At 32.9% G+C, this 13,547-nt stretch carries 12 protein-coding genes; 10 read left to right on the top strand and 2 right to left on the bottom strand.

Annotated features, from left to right (window positions below; genetic code table 11):
* Positions 1-14: 14 nt before the first annotated feature.
* Complete coding sequence (locus tag ACXHHC_RS08310; RefSeq protein WP_458229167.1) at positions 15-929, bottom strand: manganese-dependent inorganic pyrophosphatase; 915 nt, start codon at positions 927-929, stop codon at positions 15-17.
* 131 nt (positions 930-1,060) lie between these two features.
* Positions 1,061-2,041, bottom strand: a complete 981-nt coding sequence (locus ACXHHC_RS08315) for a pyruvate dehydrogenase complex E1 component subunit beta (RefSeq protein WP_458229168.1) — start codon at positions 2,039-2,041, stop codon at positions 1,061-1,063.
* A gap of 143 nt (positions 2,042-2,184) precedes the next feature.
* On the opposite strand from ACXHHC_RS08315, the gene ACXHHC_RS08320 reads away from it, so the two are divergent.
* From ACXHHC_RS08320 to ACXHHC_RS08365, 10 genes are all read left to right on the top strand, one after another.
* Positions 2,185-2,931 carry an electron transfer flavoprotein subunit beta/FixA family protein gene (locus ACXHHC_RS08320; protein ID WP_458229169.1) on the top strand — a complete coding sequence of 249 codons (747 nt, stop codon included), beginning with the start codon at positions 2,185-2,187 and terminating at the stop codon, positions 2,929-2,931.
* Positions 2,932-2,981: 50 nt separating this feature from the next.
* The gene (locus tag ACXHHC_RS08325) at positions 2,982-3,944 is read left to right on the top strand and encodes an electron transfer flavoprotein subunit alpha/FixB family protein (protein ID WP_458229170.1); all 963 of its coding nucleotides are present in this window, start codon (positions 2,982-2,984) and stop codon (positions 3,942-3,944) included.
* A 16-nt stretch (positions 3,945-3,960) separates the two neighbouring features.
* On the top strand, positions 3,961-4,584 hold the full coding sequence (locus tag ACXHHC_RS08330) for a bifunctional nuclease domain-containing protein (protein WP_458229171.1): 624 nt from the start codon (positions 3,961-3,963) through the stop codon (positions 4,582-4,584).
* A 92-nt stretch (positions 4,585-4,676) separates the two neighbouring features.
* Complete coding sequence (locus ACXHHC_RS08335) at positions 4,677-5,501, top strand: thymidylate synthase (RefSeq protein ID WP_458229172.1); 825 nt, start codon at positions 4,677-4,679, stop codon at positions 5,499-5,501.
* A gap of 89 nt (positions 5,502-5,590) precedes the next feature.
* The gene (locus tag ACXHHC_RS08340) at positions 5,591-6,604 is read left to right on the top strand and encodes a hypothetical protein (protein ID WP_458229173.1); all 1,014 of its coding nucleotides are present in this window, start codon (positions 5,591-5,593) and stop codon (positions 6,602-6,604) included.
* A gap of 70 nt (positions 6,605-6,674) precedes the next feature.
* Entirely contained in the window at positions 6,675-7,157 is a 483-nt protein-coding gene (locus ACXHHC_RS08345; protein WP_458229174.1) for a dihydrofolate reductase, read from the top strand.
* A 33-nt stretch (positions 7,158-7,190) separates the two neighbouring features.
* Complete coding sequence (locus ACXHHC_RS08350; protein WP_458229175.1) at positions 7,191-9,599, top strand: TonB-dependent receptor domain-containing protein; 2,409 nt, start codon at positions 7,191-7,193, stop codon at positions 9,597-9,599.
* Between the two features lie 222 nt (positions 9,600-9,821).
* Complete coding sequence (gene htpG, locus ACXHHC_RS08355) at positions 9,822-11,735, top strand: molecular chaperone HtpG (protein ID WP_458229176.1); 1,914 nt, start codon at positions 9,822-9,824, stop codon at positions 11,733-11,735.
* A 71-nt stretch (positions 11,736-11,806) separates the two neighbouring features.
* Positions 11,807-12,556 (top strand): hypothetical protein, encoded by a 750-nt coding sequence (locus tag ACXHHC_RS08360; RefSeq protein ID WP_458229177.1) that lies wholly within the window; start codon positions 11,807-11,809, stop codon positions 12,554-12,556.
* Positions 12,557-12,613: 57 nt separating this feature from the next.
* Positions 12,614-13,423: an HAD family hydrolase gene (locus ACXHHC_RS08365; RefSeq protein WP_458229178.1), complete on the top strand. Its 810-nt coding sequence runs from the start codon at positions 12,614-12,616 to the stop codon at positions 13,421-13,423.
* Positions 13,424-13,547: the final 124 nt, after the last annotated feature.

The following is a 13,547-nucleotide window of genomic DNA, read 5'->3' on the forward strand; positions in this document are numbered from 1 at the left end:
ATAAAACCTAAATACTAAAGCACCGGAATAATTTGTTTCTTACGAGATACGATTCCTGGCAACACTACTAAGTCACTCTCTACAGTTGCGTTAAACTTAGACTCAGCCACCTCTTTTACCGCATCGTTAGGAACAAAAAATGTAGCAGATTCGCTTAAAATATCAATTACAAACAATAAAACCTCATCCAATCCTTCAGCTGCTTTAACAGTATCCATAGAAGCTATTATAGAATCTTTTCTTTCTAAAACTACATTTGGAGCTGTAGTCTCTAATACAGAAACTCTGTATTTATTCCCACTAGCTTCGTAAATTTTACTATCCATTTTAATCAACTCTTCATCAGAGAAAGCAGAAATATCAGACTTTGCTTCAAACATTTTTGTAGCATACTCATTAATATCCAACTCTAACTTATGAGCTAAGTGTTCTGCCATCGCTTTGTCATCATCTGTAGTAGTAGGACTACGGAACTCTAATGTGTCCGAAATAATACAAGACAACATTAAACCAGCAATTTCGTTTGGCAAGTCAGCAACCTCGTCTACTCCCATCATTAAATACATAACAGAAGCTGTAGAAGCTAATGGTTTAATAGTAATATCTATTGGAGCAGCAGTTTCTAATCCTCCAACCAATTTGTGGTGATCTATAATTTGAACAATACTTGTTTCGTTAATATTCTCAAACAACTCACTAGGGTTGTTGGTATCAACAATTACTACTTCATCTTCAGCAGAAACAGAAGTTAAAACCTCTGGCACTTTAAATCCCCAATGCTCTAAAACATACAACGCTTCTGTATTAGGAGTCCCTAAAACATAAGGAGTAGCCTCAATTCCTTGTTGATTTAAATACCAAGACCATACTATTGCTGATGCTGTTGCATCTGTATCTGGTGATCTGTGTCCAAAAACTTTTAATGCCATTTTTCTTTTATTGATTAATTATTTTTTTCTAAAACTGAAAGCTTTCTATGCAATAGAAAGCATAAAAAAATTCCTTTCTCAAAAATAAGAAAGGAATTGATTATATCTAATATAACTTTAAACGTTTAAAATTATTTAACGTATAAAGTAGCTTTTACTGCATCAATCACATCTTGAGCATTTGGCAACCACTCTTCCATTAATACAGGAGAGTAAGCAGCTGGAGTATCCGCAGTGTTAATTCTTTGGATAGGAGCATCTAAATGATCAAATGCCTGCTCTTGTACTCTATAAGCAATCTCAGTAGCAACAGAACCAAATGGCCAAGCCTCTTCTAAAATTACCAATCTATTTGTTTTCTTAACAGACTCTAAAATTGCATTTGTATCCATAGGACGTACTGTACGTAAGTCTATAACTTCTACAGAAATTCCTTCTTTCTCTAATGCATCAGCAGCCTTGTAAGCTTCTTTAATAATCTTACCAAAAGAAACTACTGTTACGTCTGTTCCTTTTCTTTTAATATCGGCAACACCTAAAGGAATAATATATTCTCCTTCTGGAACTTCACCTTTATCACCATACATTTGCTCAGACTCCATAAAGATAACTGGATCGTCATCTCTAATAGCAGCTTTTAACAATCCTTTAGCATCGTAAGGGTTAGATGGTACAACTACTTTTAACCCTGGAGTGTTAGCAAACCAGTTTTCAAAAGCCTGAGAGTGTGTAGCTCCTAACTGACCTGCAGATGCAGTAGGTCCTCTAAACACAATTGGACATTTAAATTGCCCACCAGACATTTGTCTGATTTTTGCTGCATTGTTAATAATCTGATCAATCCCCACTAAAGCAAAGTTAAATGTCATGTACTCTACAATAGGTCTGTTACCTGTCATCGTAGAACCCACAGCAATTCCTCCAAAACCTAACTCGGCAATTGGAGCATCAATTACACGTTTCTCACCAAACTCATCTAACATACCTTTAGACGCTTTGTAAGCACCGTTATATTCTGCAACTTCTTCACCAATTAAATAAACGCTTTCGTCAGCACGCATTTCTTCGCTCATTGCCTCACATACGGCTTCTCTAAACTGTATTGTTTTCATGTATTTTATTTTAACTAAACTGTTGACAAAAGTAACAAAAACGCTTCCAACTTTTCTAATATTAAAATAAATTATTTGTAAAATTTGATTTACATTAGCTTTTACTTATTTTTAAAGATAAAGAACTTCATAACCTTTTAAATATGAATATATTAGTATGTATAAGTCATGTCCCAGACACGACATCTAAAATAAATTTCACGAACGATTCGACAGAATTTGAAACAAATGGAGTACAATTTGTTATAAATCCATACGATGAGTTTGCATTGACTAGAGCAATTTGGTTTCAAGAAAAGCAAGGAGCAAAAGTAACTGTTGTAAATGTTGGAGATGCTACTACAGAAGCTACGCTAAGAAAAGCATTGGCCATTGGTGCAGATCAGGCAATTAGAATAGATGCAAAACCTACCGATGGTTTTTTTGTTGCACAGCAATTAGCAGAAATTTACAAGCAAGGTGCTTACGATTTAATCTTAACTGGTAAGGAATCTATTGACTATAATAGTGCAATGGTTCCTGGTTTATTAGCTTCTTTCTTAGACATAGATTGTATAAATGCGTGTGTAGGGCTAGAAATTGAAGGTACAGATGTAAACGCTGCTACCGAAATTGATGGAGGAACCGAGAATTTAAAAGCTAGTTTACCAATTGTAATTGCCGGACAAAAAGGATTGGTAGAAGAAAAAGACCTAAAAATTCCGAATATGAGAGGAATTATGATGGCTCGTAAAAAACCTCTAACAGTAGTTCCTGCATTTGATGCAACAGCAACTACAGAAATTAATAGCTTTGAAAAACCTGCAGAAAAAGGTGCTTGTAAAATGGTAGCTGCAGATAATATAGATGCATTAATTGATTTATTACACAACGAAGCAAAAGTTATTTAAGAACTCTAATGCTCTAAAGATTACTACTTAGAGCTCTAAAAAAAATATTTATGTCAGTATTAGTATTTGCAGACAATAGCGAAGGTGTTTTTAAAAAAGCTACTTTCGAAACTGTATCATATGCCAAAGCCATTGCAGATGAAATGAGCACTGAATTAGTGGCGATTACTATTAATGCTCAACAAGCAGAAGAATTAAAAACTTATGGAGCTAACAAAATTTTAACTGTTAGCAACTCAGATTTATCTTCTTTTAACGCAAAACAATATGCAGCAGTTGTTGCGAATGCAGCTACAGAAAACGCAAGTAATGTAGTGGTTATAGGAAACAACGCAAGCGGTAACAGTGTTGCTCCGTTGGTTGCAGCACAATTAAAAGCTGGTTATGCTTCTAATGCTGTAGCAACTCCAAGTAGCCTAGAGCCTTTCTCTGTAAAAAGAAAAGCTTTCTCTGGAAAAGCATTTAGCAACACCGTAATTACATCGGAAACGAAAGTAATTGGATTGGCTAAAAATTCTTTTGGAATTGTAGAAAACCCAACAGAAGCAAGCATTGAAGAATTTTCTTCTGAAATTGTCAGCTCTACTGTTAGCTCTGTCTCTGTAGACAAAAACTCTGGTAAAATTGCCATTGCCGATGCAGATATTGTTGTTTCTGGAGGACGTGGTTTAAAAGAAGCTGCTAACTTTAGCATGATAGAAGAATTGGCAGATGTTTTAGGTGCTGCTACCGCATGTTCTAAGCCTGTTTCAGATTTAGGTTGGAGACCACATGCAGAGCACGTAGGACAAACAGGAAAACCTGTAGCTTCTAATCTATATATCGCAATTGCTATTTCTGGTGCAATTCAACATTTAGCAGGTGTAAACGCTTCTAAAACAAAAGTAGTTATTAATACAGATCCAGAAGCTCCTTTCTTTAAAGCAGCAGACTATGGTATTGTAGGTGATGCTTTTGAAGTAGTACCACAGTTAATAGAAAAATTAAAAGCATTTAAAGCAGAAAATGCTTAACACGTAAAACTAAAGCATGAATTTAGTTCAATTAGACATTCGCGGTATCTCTTACAGTCAAACTCAAACAGGAGCATATGCTTTGGTATTAAATGAAGTAGACGGAGAAAAAACCCTTCCCATAGTTATTGGTGCTTTTGAGGCTCAATCTATTGCAATTGCATTAGAAAGTGAAATTGTTCCTCCTAGACCTTTAACCCATGATTTATTTAAAACATTTGCAGAATCTTATCAAGTAAGCATCAAGCAAGTAATTATTCATAAATTGATAGACGGTGTTTTTTACTCTAGCATGGTATGCGAAAAAGATGGTGAGGAAAAAGTATTTGATGCTAGAACTTCTGATGCTATTGCTTTAGCCATAAGGTTTAACACTCCTATATATACTTATCAAGAAATTCTTGACAAGGCTGGAATTATTCTGAAACAAGAAGATTTTATAGAGGACGATGAAGAAGACGAGTTGGCAGAAGAAGAATTGGTAGACTTATTACAAAACACCGAGGTACCTGTAGAAAACTCAAATTCTAAATACCAAAATCTATCTACACAAGAACTTGAGAAAAAACTAAATCAAGCGATTGACAAAGAAGACTATGAAACTGCCGCTCAGATTAGAGACGAATTGAACAAAAGATAAACTGTTAACAAATTTTTATAAAATAGAAAAAAGTCAATACTTATGCTATTGACTTTTTTCTATTTTTACAGCAACTATATAAATGCGGGGGCATGAAACAATATTTAGATTTTATCAAGCACATTAAAGAAAACGGTGTGCAAAAGGGAGACAGAACAGGAACAGGTACCAAAAGCGTGTTCGGATATCAAATGCGATTTGATTTGTCTGAAGGTTTCCCTATGGTAACCACTAAAAAGTTACATTTAAAATCTATTATTCATGAACTGTTATGGTTTTTAAAAGGAGACACCAACATACAGTATCTTAAAGATAATAATGTTAAAATATGGGATGCTTGGGCAGACGAAAACGGAGACCTAGGCCCAGTATACGGTCAACAATGGAGAAACTATAATAACGAAGGCATTGACCAAATAAAAGAAGTAATAGAAACGATTAAAACAAATCCTAACAGCAGAAGAATGTTAATTTCTGCTTGGAATCCATGTGTTTTACCAGATACTACTGTTTCTTTTGCTGAGAATGTAGCCAACAACAAAGCAGCACTTCCTCCATGCCATGCTTTTTTCCAATTTTATGTTGCAGATGGTAAATTGTCGTGTCAGTTGTACCAAAGAAGTGCAGATGCTTTTTTAGGTGTACCTTTTAACATTGCTTCTTATGCTTTATTAGTCCTAATGATTGCACAAGTTACAGGTTTAGAGGCCGGGGATTTTGTTCATACTTTTGGAGATGCACATATCTACAACAATCACTTTGAACAAATTGATTTACAACTTTCTAGAGAACCTAAAGCTTTACCTAAAATGGTTATAAATCCAGAAATTAAAAATATTTTTGATTTCACTTTTGACGATTTTACGCTTTTAGACTACAACCCACACCCTACAATTAAGGGTAAAGTATCTGTCTAAAAATAAAACTTATGTATGAAGCAGATTCTCATTTGCTTTTTTAACTTTAGCAACTGATTTACAACATATAAAGACAAAGCAATTATTGGATGTTTAAAACAATCTTAAATATCATTATTATTATAATTACGCTTTCTTCTTGCAGGAGTAAAAGAGACATCGCATTTAATTCGTCTTTCTCTAATACACCGTCAGAAAAAATAAAAGACTCTGTTTTAAACTCTAAGTTCCCTATTTATACAAATGATAGTGTTGAAAAATACAACACATACGAATCAATTATCATTAATAATACAGAAGAATCTACAACACTAAACAATAGAATTACACATCATTTTAGGAAATATATTACACCTAGCACCTTAAAAAAAATAAAGTTTGGTAAAGAAACCAAAGACATCCACATTACTTTTAATCTAAACAGAAACAAAGAACCTGTAAATGTAGAAACCAACGCTAACATTAAAGAGTTAGACTCTGAACTAAAAAAAGGATTTGAAGAATTAGATTTTAGCTATGTTGAAATTATAGAATTCGATTCTCACTACAAATACACCTTAATCGTAATTCAAAAAATTGAGAAGAAAGCTGAAGTAAGATGTAATATTGTTGCAGTTGGCTACACTCCACCTATATATATTAAATGTACGCATGAATTTAATTACGACAATTTAAATTATTGCAACTATCAATACTTAACAGAATACATATACAATCATATGGATTTAAATTTAGTCCGAGTAGAGGACATTGATTTTAACCATAGAATGGATATAAAATTTATTGTGGACTATACTGGTAAAGTGGTTGCCGTAAAAATTGAATCTCAAAATAAAAAGCTGTTAGAATCTTGTTACAATGCAGTTATTAGATTGCCAAAAGCAAAAGTACCTGCTCAAATGAATGGTGAAAATTACTACTACGGTTACGACTTCCCCACCACTATTAATCATATCATTAGAAACAACAAACTTTTTAAAAGCTACTACCACTTTAAAAAGCGTAGTGGTATTAAGTTAGATCAAATGATGAAAGAGTATTTGGTCATTTTAGATCGTGTTAAAAAAAGAAACATGATTTTTAATTATAAAATGACTCATTAAAAGATATTTGTCCTACATCTGGTATACATTACTAAAACATAGTATCTTGCGTCGGATTTAAAAGTAAGAGATGACGACAATTATTGCTGCGGTTGGAAAAAACAACGAACTAGGAAAAGACAATGATCTTATATGGCATTTACCTGCCGATTTAAAACGATTTAAAAACGTAACTTCTGGTCACCATATTATAATGGGACGTAATACCTATGAATCTATAGGAAGACCTTTACCTAACAGAACTACTATTATTGTTTCTAGAAATAATTATCAAGCAGAAGGGTGTATAACAACAAATTCTTTAGAAAATGCACTAGAAATAGCTAAAGATGACGACAATGCATTTGTAGTTGGTGGGGCACAAATCTATAAAGAAGCTATTAAATTAGTTGATTGCCTTGATATATGTGAGGTTCATAGAAATTTTAGTGCTGATACTTATTTTCCTGAGATAGACTTAACAGTTTGGCAAGAAATTAGCAGAGATAATTATTCTGCTGATGAACGAAATGAATATGATTATAGTTTTGTTCGTTATCAGAGAATTAAATAACAAAACTAAACACCTTTCTAAGCTCTAATTGTTATGAAACGATTTTTCTTGCTCTTTATTTTTATAGGACAATTTGCCTTTGCTCAACAAGCACAAAAAAGCATTACAGGTACCATTGTAAACAAAAAAACAAACGAAACAATTCCGTTTGTTACCATCTTTATTAAAAACCCAAAAGAGACTAAAACTAGTTTGGCAGATGAAGAAGGAAATTTTCTAACCAAAGGGCTTACTAAAAAAAACTACTCCATTGTTGTAGAGGCAATAGGTTACAAACCTTTTCAAAAAAAAATTGTTCTTTCCGATAAAAACACACTAAACATTGGAAAAATAGAACTAGAACAAGACATTCATGCTTTAGAAGCGGTTGAATTAAGAGCTGAAACTACCTCTATTGAACAAAAAATAGACAGAGTGGTTATTAAAGTAGGAAAAGACTTAACCAGTGTGGGTACAGATGCAGCAAGTGTTTTAGACAATGTACAATCGGTTACGGTAGATCAACAAACTGGTGAATTGTCTTTAAGAGGGAATAGCAACGTAAGAGTTTTAATTGATGGTAAACCAACCAATATTCCTACAGAGCAATTAATAAAACAGCTACCTGCTAATGCTATTAAAAACATTGAATTAATTACCAATCCGTCTGCTAAATACAGCCCAGAAGGGAATAGTGGAATTATTAATATAGAACTGGTTAAAAATTCTAGAAAAGGATTTAATGGAAGTGTAAATGGTTCTTTAACTCATGGTAGAAATTACAGAGGAAATGCAGGAACTAACTTTAACTATAAAGTAAAGAATTTAAATTTTTATGGTAATTATAGTTACAGGGGTGGTGATGATGACATCAAAGGTAAAATTGAAAGACACGGTGTAAGCAGGCAAGACAATTATGGAATTAATCAGAGAAATAATCACTTCTTAAAATTAGGTTCTGACATTGACTTGGATGATAAAACAAGTATTTCCCTTTTCACGGTTCAAACCTTCAATAAATTAAACTACACTAACAGTTCGTTGATTACTGACCTTACTGATAATAAATTTTTAAATGACAATGTATTTTCACTAGAGAGAAAACCAAGGTCTCAAAATTATGATGCTAGTTTTCATAAAAAATTCGATGACAAAAAACACACCTTGGATTTTGGTATAGCTTTTAATACTTCTGAGTCTCCTGAAACAAGTGATTGGTCAGATACAGTTGAAACAAGTAAACAATCTAACTTTACAGAAGATATTGAAGCTACCTCTAAAAGATGGATTGTAAACTTAGATTATGCCAAACCAATTAATGAAGATATCTCTATAGAAACTGGTTTAGATTTTAGAAACTGGATCAATAAAAAATCTAACTTTTCAGATCAAATTGTAAATGATAAGCTTGACAATCCTGTTTCAAGAAACTCAACCCGTTTTGATTTTGATAGAAAAATCTACGCGGGTTATTTTAACTACCGTCAACAAATAGGTGATTTAGGTTTACAGGCTGGTGTAAGAGCTGAATATTATGACTTATTCGCTAACTTTAACGCCTATGTAGACGACCTGGACAAAGATGCTGTTGATGATAAGTTCTCTATATATCCATCTTTTTTTGCTACATATAAAGTAACAGAAAAGGATCAAGTTCAATTTAGTTATAGTAGACGTGTAGATCGTCCATCTGTAAGACAATTGAACCCTATTAGAACCTGGGGAACTCCGTTGGTCATTTCAAAAGGAAACCCTGACTTAACTCAACAATTCACTAATTCTTTCGAACTTCGATACAACAGAAAAGTTAAAGGTGGTAATGTTTCTTTAACTGGATTTTATCGAAAATTAAATGACTTTATAAGCCGTTCATTAGACGTTGACGAACAGGTAGATGGAAGAACTTTACTCTCTTATGACAACTTTGATAAGACAGACAACTACGGTTTTGAATTAGCCTCTTATCTTAAAATCAGAAAGTGGTGGAATTTAAATGGAAGTATAGATATATACTACCGTGATCAACAAGGAGTAGTTGCAAAAATACAAGAAGACGGGAGCGTTATTCGAGAATTAGTCTCTGTAGACAACTACTTATTTAACTTTCGACTAAACAATAAATTTACCATTGGTAAAAAGTTCAGTTTTCAAATGACTCAAATGTATCGTGGTAAAGACAAAAACGTACAATTTGAAAGAAAAACAATGTTTATGATGAATTTAGGGGCTAGTTACAAAGTCTTAAACGACAAAGGAACTATTACCCTAGGAGCATCGGATATTTTTAATGTCTTTAGAGCTAAGTTCAACATTGTAAACCCATACCCACAACAAGGTCAATTTAATTGGGAAAGCCAGAACGTCACACTTGGTTTCAACTACAATTTTGGAAACCAATTCAAACAAAAAAGAAGATCTAAAAGACCTGGTCACGAAGAAGGTGGTGGTGGTGGAGTATTTTAACCTCCCGTACACAGTGTTTTAGTCCGCAGTCTTTAACAATAAAAAATAGCTCAATTGTAACTAGTTACAATTGAGCTATTTTTTTATCATTATTCTACACTGAATAATGCGAACTGAAAAACTGCGAACTAAATTCTGCCAACCTGTCACACCAAAATGTTTGGTATTCTATTTGTCTAAATGAAAACACAAAGTTTAAACAAATAACAAAACATATAAATTATGGCTAAAGGAAATATTAATGTATCGGTAGAAAATATCTTTCCATTAATTAAGAAGTTTTTATACTCAGATCACGAAATCTTTTTGCGTGAGTTAATTTCTAACGGAACAGATGCAACTTTAAAATTACAACACTTAATTACAATTGGTGAAGCTGCTGGTGTAGAATTAGGTGATGCTAAGCTGGAAGTAAAGATTGATAAAGAAGGAAAAAAACTTCACATTATTGATCAAGGTTTGGGAATGACAGAAGAAGAAGTTGAAAAATACATCAACCAAATTGCTTTCTCTGGTGCCGAAGAATTTATTGAGCAATACAAAGACAAAGTAGAAGATTCTGGTATTATTGGTCACTTTGGATTAGGTTTCTACTCTGCATTTATGGTTGCTAGTAAAGTAGAATTAATTACCAAATCTTTTAAAGATGCACCTGCAGTAAAATGGTCTTGTGACGGTTCTCCTAACTACGAATTAGAAGAAGTAGAAAAAGCAGAAAGAGGAACTGAGATTATCTTACACATTGCAGAGGATTCTGAAGATTTCTTAGAAGAGTCTAAAATTTCTGAGTTGTTAACTAAATACAACCGTTTTAACCAAGTGCCAATTAAATTTGGAACTAAAAAGGTAAACGATCCTGACTTTGAACCACAAGTAATTAAAAAAGAAGATGGTACAGAGGAAAAGGAACCTCACAAACAAATTGATGTAGACAACATCATTAACAATACAAACCCTGCTTGGACTAAAAAACCGTCTGAATTAGAAGATGAAGACTACAAAACTTTCTACAGAGAGTTATACCCAATGCAGTTTGAAGAGCCATTATTCAACATTCACCTAAATGTTGATTATCCTTTTAACTTAACAGGTATTTTATACTTCCCTAAATTGTCTAAGAACTTAGACATGCAAAAGGACAGAATTCAGTTATACCAAAACCAAGTATTTGTTACAGACAATGTAGAAGGAATTGTTCCAGATTTCTTACAGATGTTAAAAGGAGTTATAGACTCTCCAGACATTCCATTAAACGTATCTCGTTCTTACTTACAAGCTGATGGAGCTGTAAAGAAAATTTCAGGATACATTACTAAGAAAATTGCAGATAAATTAAGTTCTATCTACAAAAAAGATAGAGAAGCTTTTGAAGGTTACTGGGATGACATCAAAGTAATTATTGAGTACGGAATGTTATCTGACGAGAAGTTTTTTGAAAAAGCAAACAAATTTGCTTTGTACCCAACTACAGATGGTAAATACTTAACTATAGAAGAAATTAAAGAACAATTTGCTGCTGCTCAAACAGACAAAGACGGTAAATTAGTTGTATTATACGCTGCAAATAAAGAAGCGCAACACAGTTTCATTCAGGCAGCAAACGATAAAGAATACAAAGTATTATTGTTAGACTCTCCTATTGTTGCACACTTAATTCAAAAATTAGAGCAAACAAACGAGAATGTAACTTTTGTACGTGTAGACTCTGACCATGTTGACAACTTAATTAAGAAAGACGACAATGTAATTTCTAAGTTATCTGATGAAGAAAAAGAAACATTAAAGCCTATTATTGAAGGAGCTGTTCCTAAAGAGAACTATACCGTTCAATTAGAAGCTATGGATTCTTCTGCATCACCATTTATTATTACAGTACCAGAATTTATGCGTAGAATGAAAGAGATGAACGCTACTGGTGGTGGAGGAATGATGTTTGGAATGGAGAACATGCCAGAAATGTACAACTTGGTGGTAAATACCAACAACGAATTAGTTTCTGAAATTTTAAGTGCAGATGAAGAAAAACAAAAAGCGTTGATTTCTCAAGCATTCGATTTGGCTAAATTATCTCAGAATTTATTACACGGAGAAGATTTAACCAACTTTATAAAACGTAGTTACGAAATGATTAAGTAAGATTTTTACATTATATACTACTAAGCCTCTAGTAAACCTAGAGGCTTTTTTATTTTGTATATTTAATGCTTATGAAACGTTTTTTTAAACACTTACAAACTCTCATCATACTTACCTTCGTTTTATCTTGTAATAACAACGATGACAGCCCCAGCTCTAATAACTTTTCTGACTATTTAAAAACCAAACAAAGTCAACCAGAAGAAGTTATTGCATGTGCTGCATCTAGCAAAGATGAAAAAAGCATTTTTGTTTATTTTTTTCCAGAAACAAATACATCTAACTACAGATTGTACCTCTTACCTACTGCAACACATCAAAAGGACGAATTTGATTTTTACCAATTACAACCAGAAATCTCTACCATAAAAGTTGCCAATACTATTAGAGGTTTTGAATTAAGCAGCAGTCAAGAAGAAGTTTGGGCCATTGTCAGTTTTGAAAAAGACAATGAAATTCACTACTCCAACCCCATCAACCTAAAACATAAGACTAGCCCAACTATTTATAATAACCAAATCTTAGTAGACACCGCTACACTTGCATTCTCTTGGACAAATACTTTAGGAGCAGATAATACAGAAAACGCAATTTACTTTGAAATTTTAATGGAAGACAACAGCGACTTAATTTCTGGTACGTATACGTATGAAAATAGATACACTTATTTAGACAATAGCAACGTAGTTTTAAACATTACCCAAAACAATACCCAACAACTATCTTTAAACACCAACTATGGTTTTGCCGTTATGGGAGTAAGCGAAGACAATTGGGTAAATTTTATTGCGGAAAAAAACTTTAAAACGAACAACTTTTAATAGTAAAGCTTTGCCAAAACTACAGATTGCCTATTTTTGATTTTATAACTAAAGCTTATGGAATTAAAGATCGCATTCACAGATATTGATGGTACTCTGTTAAACTCAGAACGTGAAGTTTCTGAAATGCTAAAAGAGCAAGTAGCTAGAATTAGCGAAAAAAACATCCCTTTTATTTTAATATCTTCTAGAATGCCAAGTGCTATGACACACTTGCAACAAGATTTAAATATTGTAGACCTACCTATTATTTGTTATAATGGAGGTTTAATTTTAGCCGATGGAGAGGTAATTGATGACATCTCTATCCCTCCTACTATTTTAGAAGACATTGCCGACTTAAACAAAGATGAAAACTTTCATATTAGTTTATATAACAATGACGATTGGTACGTACCATCTATGGATTTCTGGGCTAAGAGAGAAGAAAACAATACCAAGGTTACTCCAATTGTAAAACCTACTAAGGACGTAATTAATTTATGGACTCAAGAACAAAAAGGGGCTCATAAGGTTATGTGTATGGGAGATAAAGAACACATAGACAAAGTATATTCCGAATTGGGAAAATTACACGGAGACAAACTTCACTTGTACAGGTCTAAAGACACCTATTTAGAAATTGCCAACAAACAAATATCTAAATTAACAGGTATTAACGAATTACTTGCTTGTAAATACCCTCACTTTTCTTTAGAAAACTGTATTGCTTTTGGAGACAATTACAATGATATTGAAATGTTAAAAGCTGTTAAGATGGGGGTTGCTGTTGCAAATGCCAAAGAAGAAGTTTTATTAATTGCGAATGCCGTTTCAGACATCAACAAAAAAGATGGTGTTGCTAAAGCAATTCAAAAATTCTTATAAAAAGTCCTCTTTTTTGTCTTTATCAGTAAACAAAAAATGACGTTGCTTGTATATTATTATATCGTTTTCATAAAAAAAAATATATTAAATACTCAGATTATAGTAAAATCTGTAATTTGTCGCT

The organism is Wenyingzhuangia sp. IMCC45574, assembly GCF_054182685.1.

Bases quoted from the DNA above. Each gene is read 5' to 3' on its own strand.
- ACXHHC_RS08310 (WP_458229167.1), bottom strand. From the start codon at position 929: ATGGCATTAAAAGTTTTTGGACACAGATCACCAGATACAGATGCAACA.
- ACXHHC_RS08315 (WP_458229168.1), bottom strand. From the start codon at position 2,041: ATGAAAACAATACAGTTTAGAGAAGCCGTATGTGAGGCAATGAGCGAA.
- ACXHHC_RS08320 (WP_458229169.1), top strand. From the start codon at position 2,185: ATGAATATATTAGTATGTATAAGTCATGTCCCAGACACGACATCTAAA.
- ACXHHC_RS08325 (WP_458229170.1), top strand. From the start codon at position 2,982: ATGTCAGTATTAGTATTTGCAGACAATAGCGAAGGTGTTTTTAAAAAA.
- ACXHHC_RS08330 (WP_458229171.1), top strand. From the start codon at position 3,961: ATGAATTTAGTTCAATTAGACATTCGCGGTATCTCTTACAGTCAAACT.
- ACXHHC_RS08335 (WP_458229172.1), top strand. From the start codon at position 4,677: ATGAAACAATATTTAGATTTTATCAAGCACATTAAAGAAAACGGTGTG.
- ACXHHC_RS08340 (WP_458229173.1), top strand. From the start codon at position 5,591: ATGTTTAAAACAATCTTAAATATCATTATTATTATAATTACGCTTTCT.
- ACXHHC_RS08345 (WP_458229174.1), top strand. From the start codon at position 6,675: ATGACGACAATTATTGCTGCGGTTGGAAAAAACAACGAACTAGGAAAA.
- ACXHHC_RS08350 (WP_458229175.1), top strand. From the start codon at position 7,191: ATGAAACGATTTTTCTTGCTCTTTATTTTTATAGGACAATTTGCCTTT.
- htpG (WP_458229176.1), top strand. From the start codon at position 9,822: ATGGCTAAAGGAAATATTAATGTATCGGTAGAAAATATCTTTCCATTA.
- ACXHHC_RS08360 (WP_458229177.1), top strand. From the start codon at position 11,807: ATGAAACGTTTTTTTAAACACTTACAAACTCTCATCATACTTACCTTC.
- ACXHHC_RS08365 (WP_458229178.1), top strand. From the start codon at position 12,614: ATGGAATTAAAGATCGCATTCACAGATATTGATGGTACTCTGTTAAAC.